The organism is Bacillus sp. JJ1533, from assembly GCF_036965045.1.
GTDB lineage: Bacteria > Bacillota > Bacilli > Bacillales > Bacillaceae_L > Ferdinandcohnia.
The window spans coordinates 164187-177210 of the sequence record NZ_JBALOV010000004.1; the positions used below are offsets into that span (position 1 = coordinate 164187).

The following is a 13024-nucleotide window of genomic DNA, read 5'->3' on the forward strand; positions in this document are numbered from 1 at the left end:
CCTAACGTGAAAAAATGGTTGGATCTCCTGCAATTTTGCTAAGTTTGCCATTTTCGAAGATGCCCATTTTTTCCAGCCATTCCGCAAATAGTGGGGATGCTCCTTTGTTTAATGTCTGCCTTAAGGTAGCGACGTCATGGTAACTGAGTGATTGATAATTAAGCATGCAATCATCCCCCATCGGTGTAGCAATGACAAAATTTACTCCAGCTGCAGTTAATAGCACACTCAAATCTTCAATATCGTTTTGGTCGGCTTTAATATGGTTTGTATAACAAATATCTACACCCATCGGAATTCCATGCATTTTCCCCATAAAGTGATCCTCTAGCCCCGCTCTGATAACCTGCTTGTTGTTATACAAATACTCAGGGCCGATAAAACCAACAACAGTGTTAACAATATATGGATCATAGTAGCGTGCAAAACCATAATTTCTCGATTCTAACGTCATTTGATCGATTCCGAAATGAGCTTCTGCTGATAGCTCAGATCCTTGCCCTGTCTCAAAATACAAGCCCTGCGGACCGGTTCCCGTTCCTAAGGTTCGAGCCATGTCCCTAGCTTCCTCAAGCATTGTTGCCGAAATACCGAAGGAACGATTTGCAGCTTCAGTTCCAGCGATACTCTGGAAAATCATATCAGCTGGTGCTCCTTGTTCAATGGCTTTCATTTGCGTTGTTACGTGAGCTAGTACACAGTTCTGTGTTGGAATCCGCCAATCTTGGATAAAATCATGTGTAGCATGAAGCAGCCGTTTTACACTTTCAACTGAATCATCGACAGGATTAATACCTATAACAGCATCTCCAATTCCGTAAGAAAGCCCTTCTTTTAGTGAAGCTATAATCCCTTCCACATTATCTGTTGGATGGTTTGGCTGAAGCCGTGATGCAAGAGTCCCTTTCTGTCCAATTGCAATATTACATTTTGTGATAATTTCTATTTTATTTGCAGCATGTACTAAATCGAGATTGGACATGATTTTCGTAACAGCTGCAATCATTTCACTATTTAACCCTAGGCTCAGGCGTTTTAGATCCTCTCCAGTTACTTCATCATTTAAAATAAATTCTCTTAGCTCTGCTACAGACCAATTTTTAATAGACTGATATACCGGTTCTTTAATCTGACTTTCAATGATTTTTGATACTTCATCCTTTTCAGGAGGGAGAAGTGGATTATCCCGAATATCTGAGAGTGTTAACTGACTAAGAACCTCTTTCGCTGCAATTCGTTCTTGTACTGTTTCAGCCCCAATACCAGCTAAACGATCCCCTGATTTCTCTTCGTTAGCTTTAGCAAATAAATCTTTTAATGAAGAGAATTGATAAACTGTACCTAAATAATTAGTTTTTAGCCTCATTAGGCCCCCTCCTTTCTCAATGGTGGAATGTTAATGTTTTTATAACTACTGGGACAACACTTGTTTGGAGAAGATGACCAATGTCAATATAGTCCCCGTGTTCAACCCGAATTTGGTCAATACATATAATACTTTGGGCAGGACTTTGAACTTTCAATGTTTGCCCCAATGCCTTCGCATGATCACTTTCGAGAACGATAACCAGTGGCTGTTTGTTATTTACTTTTACTTTCATTGAATCCAAGATCGCTTTGGCAAATGCTTGAATATCCTTAAAACTCAAATAAGGGATTTCTGTAAAATACAAGGCGAAATTTTGGCCTTCTTGGTTTGGGTCATACATTTCAATTGCCTGTTCAACAGATTTTCCTAACTGCTTCAAACCTGTATCTAGATTGTTTCCTAATGGAACTTGATAAACAGGTAAGTTTCGAAGAGGTAGGTCATTGCTATCAACCTGAATGGTAGCCCCGCTAATTTCAGTAGTTTGTGTCCCAGCCCCCAGTACTGTTGCTCGTACAGTCTCATCAGGATGAATCCAAGTCCATTTAGTTAACTCTTTGCTCTCTTTTAAGGAAGCGGCTAGCGTTTCACCTATGTCGTCATATTCTGCTTCACCTGCAGATGAGGATTCATGACGATAGATACACTCACTGATTCCACCTGAGAACATGATGGTTTCAATTTCTTCCTTCCAATTTGGCTCGTGTCCTAAAAGTAAGACTCTGTCTGAGTCGGTCAATCTTCTTTCCAGCATTCTAGAAATGACGGATGCCATATAGTCAGTTAGCCTTTTTTCCTCAAAATCGTTCCTGATATCGCCTTCCTTAACGGAAACACCCCATTGATTAAATAGCTCTTTTATTGGTGGAGAAATACTTTTAATTTTGGAGTGACTATATTCAATGAGTCGACCACCAATATGTAGCGTACAGGTTCCGCATAGTTTTCCTGACTTATAAACAGCTACATTTGCTGTTCCACCGCCAATATCGATATTGGCAACCACTTTTCCTGTCTTTTTCGAAAACTCATATGCTCCTGAACCCTTTGCTGCGATAATTCCTTCTAAATCTGGACCCGCAGTTGCTACAAGAAAATCACCAGCATGATCAGATAGTTGATGAACCATTTGTTGGGCATTTTGTTTTGTAGCTGTTTCACCTGTAATAATGACAGCACCTGTTTTAATATCATTAGCGGTAATTCTTGCCTTTTCATACTCCTTTTTGACAAGGTCTTCCACTTCTTCGATATTAATTGTTGTAGAATCCAATAATGGCGTTCGATAGATTGGGCTGCGATGTAAAATCTTTTTATTAATAATCTCAATTCGTGGCATGTGTGTTCCGCCAGCCATATTCATTAATGAAAATTGGCTGATTACAATCTTGGTCGTACTGGTTCCTATGTCAATTCCAGCACTTAAAATTTCCTCACTTTGAGGCTCATACTTTTTGATGTAGCTCACCTCATTCCAAACTAATTACAAAAGAAAAAAAGGCACCCTATACAAGCTGTCATTGCTGACAGATCATATAAGGCGCCTTTGCCTGGTAAATTCATTTGTTATAGTAATATTCTAATCTACTATTTTATATTTGTAAAGGTTTTCACACAAAAATGAGTGATTCGCTTTGGTTTGATACTGCATATTCTCTCATAGCTTGCAATGTGTTACAGCTTACCAGATCCTTAATCTCCTTAATGCCTTTACCTGTAATAGAAGAACTAACCACGATAGGTCCGTTTGGAATAACCCGTTTTAACTCTTGAACGGCTGCATTGATATCAGCATTTTCAGCATCACTCTTTGTCACGACTCCAATTGGGAGTTTATTGATACCTGTACTAAATCCAGGAGGGAAAATTGTTTTTTTCCTTGTCGCATCCTGTAAAAATAAAACATGGGTCACTTCAAGAGAGGTCGCCATTATATTTTTATAGAATAATGGATTTTCAGTGTATTCACCTGGTGTATCAACAATCCAGTCATAATAAACTAGTGCTTGGGTTTTGACAGCCTCCACTCCTTTCCCCAAAAGAGCATTTGTTAAAGTAGATTTACCAGCCCCAATTGAACCAATTAACATCGCTCTATTTTTTATAGCCATTTCAATACTCCTTTACGATTTAGTAATGGCTGCCGGGGTATATTTTAAGGTTTCTGATAGGAATCTATTAATCTCTTCCATTGCCATTTGGACAGAAGATACTGTTCCGACTATCACAAGACTCCCGGTAAAGCGGTCCAAAAAGCCAATTTCAACATCTGCCGCTTTCGTTGCAAGATCTCCTGCGATAATTACAGTTTCACTCGGAGTTAATGTAAGAATACCAATAGCGCCTGCCTGCTGTATGCCTAATTTTTCAAACATATCTTGGCCTGGGTTCGCGATTAAGTGACTTAATGTTACCTGTTTTCCTGGAACGAATTCCTGAATAAATCGCTGTTTCTCTTCACTCAATCTAAAAAACCTCCTTGTTTTTATGCCTCTAAGCTGCGTTGTTGTTCTACTATATCTTCCTTTGGTAGGTACTCATCTTTTCCAATGATACCTGCTTCACGGTCTTTCTTCTCCAGTTCGAGAGCCTTTGGTACAGATAACCAGTAAGCTAAACCTATTCCAATAGCACCTGCAGAAATTTTACCAACAATGATTGGCAGAATTAGTGTTGGCTGGAAGTTAGCTGTGAAGGATAAGTGATCTCCAAGTAAGAACGCTGCACAAACCCCAAACGCAATGTTGATAACCTTATCTTTTGGTGGCATTGTTTTTACTAATTTAAACATAGCAAGGATGTTCGCGATTGTCGCAATCAATCCAGCACTTCCTTCTTTACTTAAGCCTAGCTTTCGTCCTAGTGCTTCAAGCGGTCCTCCCGCATACTTCTGTAATAAATATACCATTGGGAATGCACCCGCTAGCATGATACCGATATAACCGGCTGTTTCAAGTGCACGGAATTGATCGTCTGCATCTGCCATGATTGGGTCGAATCCCCAAGCTCCAAAAATAGTTGAGAAGAGCCCTGTAAAAATTTCAACAATCGAGAATACAAGTACAAGCTTGATTGCTGCGTCCATGAGACGTCCAAACAGCATGAACCCTTTGATCATTAGATCTGGAAGAAAATATAACCCAGCTGCTATAAGGACAACAAATATGAGAAGCGGACTTAAATTCAACAGAATTTGACCATAACTTAATGCAAATTGATACTTTGCCTCTCCCGATGTAGAGATAAAATCACGTACAGTAGAGTTTGTTAATAAAATAATTGTACTCGAAATAAGTGCACCAATCGGAATTGTTAATACCCCTGCCATTACACCAAGAGCCATATATTTATGATCCCGTTTATCAAGCATAGCTAGTCCCATCGGAATTGAAAAAACGATTGTCGCCCCCGCCATAAATCCGACAATCATTGCCATAATCCAACCTTCTTGGGTCTCCTTTAAGATTTCTGCTAATTGGTAACCACCCATATCAGTTGCAAGGATAGAAGTAGCTGCGATGGCCGGATCAGCACCGATGGCAGAAAATACTGGTCCAAATACTTTATCAATGAACCAAGATAAAAATGGTATTGATGCCATGATCCCAGCTGCTGGTACGAAAATATGCCCAACTGCATGTAGCCCTTCCATAAATTGTGCACCCAGGCCTTCATCACTGTTTCGAATTGCAGCAATAGCACCTGCTACTGCACAAATCATGATGATATAAATAACAATTTGTCCTACCATTTCCATGTAAAAATCCCTCCTTATTTACTATTTTTATATAAATGGAGAATAAGTTTATTTTTTACACAATAGACAATCCCTAAAAAAGACAAAAAGGTACTGTACGGCATTTAATATAAATACCGCCTCAGCACCTTTGCTTAGTCTATTTACTTGTAAAAAAATGATTACACATCATATTTTAAGATAATGTGCTTTGCTACTTTCTCCAGAGTAACCTGCTTATTCATACTAATCTTTCTCATTCTTTTATACGCATCATTTTCGGGTACATTGTACCTTTTCATGATAATTCCTTTTGCTTTTTCGACTAATTTTCTATCCTCAAGCTGTTTATTCATATGCTGGACTTGCTCTCGATATGTGTTTGCATTCTCAGCTTGTCTTAGAGCAATTTCCACAGCAGGAATTAAATTTGCCTCGGTAATTGGCTTAACTAAGTACCCCATGATATTTGCTTGTTTTGCTTTATCAATATATTCACGTTGGCTATAGGCCGTTAAAATTAGAATTGGAGTATGTAACCTTTTCGAAATAATTTCACTTGCTTTTAAACCATTTAATTTAGGCATTTTAATATCCATAATAATTAGGTCCGGCTTTAGCAAAAACGCTTTTTCCAATGCTGCTTCACCATTGCTTGCTTGCGCAACTACCTCATACCCATTATCTTCGAGCATCATTGCTATATCCATCCGGGTAATCGATTCATCCTCAACTACCATGACTCTTTTCTTCATGCCAGAATTCCCTCCTTTTCTATCGGGAAAACGACTAAGGCAATAGTCCCCATTGCTGCCTTTTCAATCTTAAAATGACCTGACAAATCATGTTCGATAAGCGTTTTTACAATATCTAGCCCTAATGATGTTTGTGACATTGGAGAATATCCTTCACCATTGTCTATAACTTGAACCATTATTTGATCATCTTTTTGCTGTAGTAAGACTTCTATTTCTCCAAAATCCACTGTTTTAAACGCATGTTTAACACAATTTTGAATAAGTTCATTAACAACAAGGGCTACAGTAACAGCCTTACTAGATTTGATTTGCAGGTTCGACCCTTCGTAGGAAATCTTAATCTTCTTATTCGGACTTGATTCATTAACTAGTGCATTACCAATCTTTTTAATGAGTTGATATAAATTAACATCATCTACAGTTGAATTTGACAAAATAATCTCATATACTGCAGCAATACTTGTGATTCGATTGAGGCTTTCTTCAAAATGAACTTTACTTTCTTCTGGGAGTCCTCTTCTCATTTGTAAACGTAAAAGACTTGCTACCGTTTGTAAATTATTTTTCACCCGATGATGAATTTCCCGGATAGCAACTGATTTAACGATTAACTCTCTTTCCTTTTCTCGTAATTCTGTTATATTTTTTAAAATGACAAAGGAACCATTTTCATTTTCCTTCTGAGTGAGCCTTATCTTTTTCACCTGAAAAACTTTATCCAAAATCTTTACTTCCTCGATTAACAGTTCTTCAGGGTCTTCAAGAATATCCTTTATTCCAGGAAAAAACTCATACAACATCTTTTCAACCCAATGTCCATCCACATGCATCTCTTGTATTAAGTTAGAGGCTGAAGGGTTACAATAAAGGATTTTTCCACTATGGTCGATTAAAAACAAAGATTCCTCTAGCATCTCTGGAATGATTGGATGATTTTGTGTAATACCAATCAAAATTTCGCTTAATGTCTCGGTCGCTTCTGACAACGCTTCCATTTTTTCTTGCGTTTTAAGCTGCTCACTGATATCTTTTTCCATGATCAAGGTCCCTATGACCTTATTACTATTGTTTTTAATTGGGACAACACTTTGATTTACGGTTCTGCCTTCTTGTGTTAATGCACGATTAAGAAAAATTGGTTTTCCTGTCTTCAATGAAGATACCACAGAAGGTTCAAAAGCATCATAAGCAAATTTACCGACAATCGGTTTTGAATAGATGGATTTTGTAGTTGTTGGTGAGGCTTCCGCTACAACAATTGCATGTTTTCTCTCTTTTGTAAGGCAATCAATAAATACATTTGCCTTATTTAAATCAGCAATTAAAAATAGATTTGCAGCTACACTTTTGATAATTTCTACGTCTTTCTCCGATAGATTTGTATGGAGGGAGCATAACTCCTCAATCTTGTTGTTTGTCATAGTACTTATCTCCTGTTTCTATAGAGAGATTGGTATATTAAGTATTATAAGAGTCTTATATTTTTATGTCAATATTATGAATTTATTTGATAGTTAGAAAAAAAGAAGACTACGACAAAAAGTCAGGTATAAAAATGTCCTTAAACATTCCTTTTACCTGACTTTTTCTTATATATAAATGACTAGTATTTAGGATAATTGTGCAAGCTTCACTCCGCTTACCTTATGCGTTAAAACTCTCTCTATTACGTCAGCAAGGTAGGCACCCGCTTCAACAGGAGGAATTCCCCCTTCATGTATATTCGAAATGACCGTTCTATCCGCCTCAACCGTATTTTCCGTTGGTCTGTAGATTAGATAGGCACTAATACTTTTTGAAGTTGCAAGCCCTGGTCTTTCACCAATTAAGGAAATGACCACATCGCAATTTGTAATGGCCGCTATTTCATCTTGAATCCACACACGACTGTTTTTAATAAACACGGGTTCACCCATTGAAATATTTTTTGCCTCTAATCCTTGCATCATTGCCGGAAGTAAATCTGGAATATTGGCTTCAATTCCGCTTGAATTTAAGCCATCAGATATAATGATTTGAACTTGTTTGTTCTTAGAGAGGTTTGCTTTAGCCCACTCCCTGGATGCATCATTTAAAAATCGGCCACTGTCCAAATTCATTAAATACTCATCCATCGATTCCGACTTTGAGTGAAGGACAGGTAGATTCATATCTTTTAGGAATTCCTCTGAGACTCCATTAAATACAGCATCCTGTGCAGCCGCATGATCAATACGAAAATAGAGGTATTCCTTTGTCTTCAAACGTGTCCCTGCACGCCCCACTCCAATTCTGGCTGGCGTAATCCTCCTTGCTTTTTCTATGATGTCATAGTCGACAGGATTATCTACCCTGACTTCCCTCTTATTCTCAACAATAATATGCCGATTAACTGTTTCTGCTATTTCCTCGGTGCTTGATACATTTTTCTTTTTTTCAAGTTCTTCAATTACTTGTTTGACAATGTCTTGAATATCCATTTCATCAACCCCTATTATTTAAAAATCGATAAATCTCCTGCTCTTTCAGTTAATCGTCCATTTTCCATAATTCCCATTTTCTCCATCCAAATTTCAAATTCCCTTAATGGTCGTAAACCAAGCATCTCTCTTAAACTAGCATCATCGTGGTAACTAGTATCCTGATAGCTAAGCATCACATCATCCCCACCTGGAACTCCCATATAAAAGTTTGCACCAGCTAAAGCGGTTAACATTCCAGCAATTTCCTGGTCATTTTGATCGGCTTGCATATGATTTGTATACGTTGGCGCAATCCCCATTGGAATTCCATGTAGTTTCCCCATAAAAAGATCCTCTAAATCTGCACGTATCATTTGTTTTCCGTCGTAAAGAGTTTCTGGTCCAATAAATCCAGAGACATTATTCACCATGAATGGTTTCCAGTGGCGTGCATATCCGTAGGTTCTTGACTCAAGGGTCTGCATGTCTACACCATGGTGAGAATTCAGTGATACCTCAGAGCCTTGTCCAGTTTCAAAATAAAATTGATTCGGACCAGCTGAAGTGCCGTGTTTGGCCATTAGGTCTGCTGCCTCATCTAAAATTAACTTCGAAACGCCAAAATCATCATTTGTTGAATTTGTTCCAGCTAAACTTTGAAAAATGATTCCACTAGGTGCCCCTTTTTCTATCGCTTTCATTTGAGTGGCAATATGCGCTAATACACAGTTTTGTGTCGGTATTTCCCACTGTCTCATAAAATCATGGGTCATGTGTAAAATTCTAGAAACAGATTCTACTGAATCATTATTAGGATTGACTCCAATTACTGCATCCCCAGCCCCGTACGAAAGTCCTTCCTTTAAGGAGGAAAGAATTCCTTCTAAATTGTCATTCGGATGGTTAGGCTGACAGCGGAAAGCTAAACGGCCTTTCTCCCCAATTGTTGTGTTGCAGTGAGCAGTCGGTCTAACCTTTTGTGACGCCATTACCAAATCGATACTGGACATTAACTTGGCAACAGCAGAAATCATCTCACTGGTTAATCCTTTACTAATACGAAGTAATTGCGAGGAACCGGTACTATGTGAGAGGATATATTCTCTTAATTCCCCAACCGTCCAACCTGAAATTTCTTTAAAAATATAGTGATTCAGATCATCATAGATAATCCTCGTGACTTCATCCGTTTCATATGGAATAACAGGTTGTTCATAAATTTCATTTAGCGTTAATTCGCTTAGCACAACCTTTGCTGCCATTCTCTCCAAATTTGATTGCGCTGCAATTCCGGCCATTTTATCCCCAGACTTCTCCTCGCTTGCCTTCGCTAATATCTCTTTTACTGTCTGAAATTGATATACTTCATTTTTCAATGTACATTTAAACATAGATAAGCCCCCAATCTATTTGTCTTTTTTATAATTCAGGTTTAGAAAGCGTTAACATTTCAAAACAAAAAAAGCACCCTAACAAACAGCCATAAAATATGGCTTCGGTTAAGGCGCCTTTACCTGAACAATTCACTTTTTCATTATTATATCAAAGAGTGGTAGTACTTGAAAGAAATTTAACAGAATGTTTGATATTTTTATAAATTAGTAGTGGTACGTATGCTGATTAAAAATTCGTTTCCTGTCCACCTTTAATGATGCTCTTGTTGTTGAGCTTCCTGTTTTGTTCTATGGACTGTTCCGAAAGGGTGGTTTGGCGGTGCATAGATGGAGTAAAGTTTTAACGGGATCTTTCCTGTATTGGTTACATTGTGCCAAGTACCAGCCGGGATGAAAATCGCTGAGTCCTCATTGACTTCACGTACAAAATCTAAATGGTCTTTCCGATTCCCCATTTGAACAAGCCCATGCCCTTGTTCAAGACGCAAGAATTGGTCAACATGTGGATGCACCTCCAGCCCGATGTCTTCACCAACCTGAAGACTCATTAAAGTCACCTGTAAATGGTTACCTGTCCAAATCGCAGTACGATACGTGTTGTTTAGTTTAGAAGCTTCATTGATATTGACTACATATGGCTTTTTTCCATGATCCTTGAAATCAATTGGTTCTCTATACATCGGTGTTTGATGATAACCCCAATAGTTCCAGTGATGCATTGGTACATTCATATAAAATGGATGATAATGGTGATGATGGTAATGATATGGATGCCCATACCCATATTGTGCATAATACAATTTTTATCCCTCCACAGATTCATAAAATATCCTATGCAAGGATTAGGCTATAGTGTAGCCCATTTTTTAAGAAAGCTCATTCCCACTAACAACCATATACAGCTCAAAGTCGATAAATCCTGTTATACTAGGTTTATAAACTACCCTGGGGTGAGGCTATGTGGAATCTAACGAAAGAAGCGAAAGAAAAGTTTACAAAATGTAACATTTTACCGATCTGTGAAACTGACGAGGACTGGGAATATTCATTTAAAGAGGCAAAAGAAGAAGGCGAGGATCTTCTTTCCCGTTTAAAAGAAGAACTAGAGGAAGTGAAAGAGGAACTCCTGCAGATTTTGCCAGGCCGTTTCATTCCGTATGTGAAGAATGGTACTTTAAATTTACCAACATTACCTAAAACCATACGCGACGATTACCTCCAATGGATGCGTGAAGCGGACAAAGAATTTGAGGGGATTTTAGATGCGGCCCATGAACAAACAGAAAATGCTATTGCTTTTTTACCAGAAACTGTTCAAGATGTCTTTGCGGAAAGCTTACATGATTCAACCATTGAACGAATTGAACGGCAGGGAGATACACTTCATCTCTACATCAATACAGACGGCGGTTTTTCATCAAAAGCGCTTATTCATTTCACTTTTGAAAATGTAAGAGTAGAGGAATCAGAGGAACCTTTAGAGCTCGGGCATTGGATTGTCTATTATGAGTTACAGAAAACAGAAGATGGATTTGCTTTTCGTGTATTGTTCGACGCCCCAGATACGGAATGGACAATTTTCATGAGTCATTTGGATGCACGTTATTTTTATCGTCCAGCCCAATTTACTTTACTGAATCATGAAGAAAAATTAGATGAGACCTCATTTGAGGATTATGTGTCACAATTAAATCCTGACTACCATTATTGGCTGAGCACCCCACACGTGACAAGTGCCATTAAGTCACTCGCTGAACCTATCACATTAGATAACGGGAAGCTAGAATTTACACAAAAAGAAATGATTGTTACAGTCGGGGATCAGTCCTTTACTTATGATTTAGAAGAGTACAATCCAATTCAGTGTATTTATACAGATGTATATGAGGACCCATATGCACATTTGGATGAACCATTAGCAATGGATGAAATCGAAGCAGCAGCACTTGGCGAAGATTTGGAGCTACAAGTACGTGCCTGGAATACGATGTACGAAAACCCTAATGAGTTAGCAGAAATGATCAATCGTGTTTTGGAAAAAATGGAGATTACCGAAGAAAACGAAATGATTGCGAGTGTTTATGCCAACCATTTTTATAAGAATGGCATCTTGACAAAAGACGTTATTGAAAAATATCGGTCATTGATTGATTAGTATATAATGAATTAAGCCTACTTTACGTCAAGGTTACTTTACATAAAAATTAGAAAAGGGCTAGTTCTATTCTAGAATAGAACTAACCCCTACCTCACTTCTCATTAAGTTTTTCACTAAGAAACTGCGGCAACGAAAAACAGCTTTCCACAATTTGCTCGTTTACATATTTTGTATTTTTATTACTGACTTTGCTTGGGTTTGGTTTAATATGCTGCTTAGACCCAATGGTAAAACTCCAAAGCCCTCCAGGATAGGTAGGTACGACAGCGGTATACAATTTGACCTCTTGGAAAAGCTCAGAAATCCTTCTGTATGATTGTTTCATTACATCTGCATGGAAAATGGGTGATTGGCTCTGGCAGACCACCTTACCGTCCTCTTTCAAAGCTTCATGCAAGCTTTGATAAAAGCTTTTTTCGAATAATACCTTCGCAGGTCCGATCGGATCGGATGAATCCACGATGATAAGGTCATACTCATTTTTCTTACCTGCCACAAATTTTACCCCATCATCAAAAACAAAATGAACACGCGGGTCTGCTAGTTGGCCAGATACCTCAGGTAAATGCTCGATACAAGTTTTTACAACAAGTTCATCAATTTCTACCATGTCAATGTGTTCGACTGCATCGTACTTGCAAATTTCCTTCGCAGCTCCACAATCTCCTCCACCGATGATTAATACTTTTTTCGGATTTGGGTGAATTGACATGGGCACATGCGCTATCATTTCGTTATAGATGTGTCCATCCACTGAAGTCGTTTGGACAATACCATCTAATACAAGCATTCTTCCAAAATAATAGGAATCCAGAATCATGACATCCTGGAAAGATGATTGTTGATCAAATATAACCTCTTTGATTCGGTAGCTGACTTTCAGGTTGTCGTATTCATCTTCGGTGAGCCATAAATCTCCGTTTTTTTCCGATAAATATGGTTTAGCTAGTTCCATCATCATCCTCCATTCTGATCTATTTCTTCCAACTATAAGAATAGGAAAGTTTGGAGCACATGTCTTGTGGATGGGGGCGATAATATATAAGCGAAGTTCTGGTACAGGAAATAAGTATAATTACCTAAATATCACCAAATCGTAAAACGATAAATGATAGACCACGAACAGCGTATTCGGGATATCATCAAGCTGATTAACAATAAATGATAG

General features: G+C 38.2%; 12 protein-coding genes. 1 reads left to right on the forward strand and 11 read right to left on the reverse strand.

All coding sequences use genetic code 11. The features are described 5' to 3' along the window. Position 1: 1 nt before the first annotated feature. From V7138_RS02615 to V7138_RS02660, 10 genes are all read right to left on the reverse strand, one after another. Positions 2-1366 (reverse strand): ethanolamine ammonia-lyase subunit EutB, encoded by a 1365-nt coding sequence (locus V7138_RS02615; protein ID WP_335394006.1) that lies wholly within the window; start codon positions 1364-1366, stop codon positions 2-4. 16 nt (positions 1367-1382) lie between these two features. After that, the gene (locus V7138_RS02620) at positions 1383-2828 is read right to left on the reverse strand and encodes an ethanolamine ammonia-lyase reactivating factor EutA (protein WP_335394032.1); all 1446 of its coding nucleotides are present in this window, start codon (positions 2826-2828) and stop codon (positions 1383-1385) included. 151 nt (positions 2829-2979) lie between these two features. Further along, positions 2980-3480: a EutP/PduV family microcompartment system protein gene (locus V7138_RS02625; protein WP_335394008.1), complete on the reverse strand. Its 501-nt coding sequence runs from the start codon at positions 3478-3480 to the stop codon at positions 2980-2982. A 12-nt stretch (positions 3481-3492) separates the two neighbouring features. Further along, a complete protein-coding gene (locus V7138_RS02630; protein WP_335394010.1) occupies positions 3493-3834 on the reverse strand; it encodes a BMC domain-containing protein in 342 nt (113 codons plus the stop codon). A gap of 20 nt (positions 3835-3854) precedes the next feature. Next, positions 3855-5126, reverse strand: a complete 1272-nt coding sequence (gene eutH / locus V7138_RS02635; protein ID WP_335394011.1) for an ethanolamine utilization protein EutH — start codon at positions 5124-5126, stop codon at positions 3855-3857. 161 nt (positions 5127-5287) lie between these two features. Continuing rightward, positions 5288-5860 (reverse strand): ANTAR domain-containing response regulator, encoded by a 573-nt coding sequence (locus V7138_RS02640; protein WP_335394012.1) that lies wholly within the window; start codon positions 5858-5860, stop codon positions 5288-5290. Then, positions 5857-7284 (reverse strand): sensor histidine kinase, encoded by a 1428-nt coding sequence (locus V7138_RS02645; protein WP_335394014.1) that lies wholly within the window; start codon positions 7282-7284, stop codon positions 5857-5859. The genes V7138_RS02640 and V7138_RS02645 overlap by 4 nt, the downstream gene beginning before the upstream one ends. Positions 7285-7473: 189 nt before the next feature. Further along, positions 7474-8322, reverse strand: coding sequence for an ethanolamine ammonia-lyase subunit EutC (eutC, locus tag V7138_RS02650; protein ID WP_335394016.1), 849 nt, complete (start codon positions 8320-8322; stop codon positions 7474-7476). 14 nt (positions 8323-8336) lie between these two features. Then, positions 8337-9695 carry an ethanolamine ammonia-lyase subunit EutB gene (locus V7138_RS02655; RefSeq protein ID WP_335394018.1) on the reverse strand — a complete coding sequence of 453 codons (1359 nt, stop codon included), beginning with the start codon at positions 9693-9695 and terminating at the stop codon, positions 8337-8339. A gap of 254 nt (positions 9696-9949) precedes the next feature. Continuing rightward, positions 9950-10498: a cupin domain-containing protein gene (locus V7138_RS02660; protein ID WP_335394020.1), complete on the reverse strand. Its 549-nt coding sequence runs from the start codon at positions 10496-10498 to the stop codon at positions 9950-9952. A 158-nt stretch (positions 10499-10656) separates the two neighbouring features. Here V7138_RS02660 and V7138_RS02665 point away from each other — a divergent pair, with 158 nt between their 5' ends. Beyond that, positions 10657-11853, forward strand: coding sequence for a DUF4085 family protein (locus V7138_RS02665; protein ID WP_335394022.1), 1197 nt, complete (start codon positions 10657-10659; stop codon positions 11851-11853). A gap of 94 nt (positions 11854-11947) precedes the next feature. On the opposite strand, the gene speE is transcribed toward V7138_RS02665, so the two are convergent. After that, complete coding sequence (speE, locus tag V7138_RS02670; protein ID WP_438824305.1) at positions 11948-12814, reverse strand: polyamine aminopropyltransferase; 867 nt, start codon at positions 12812-12814, stop codon at positions 11948-11950. Between the last annotated feature and the right edge of the window lie 210 nt (positions 12815-13024).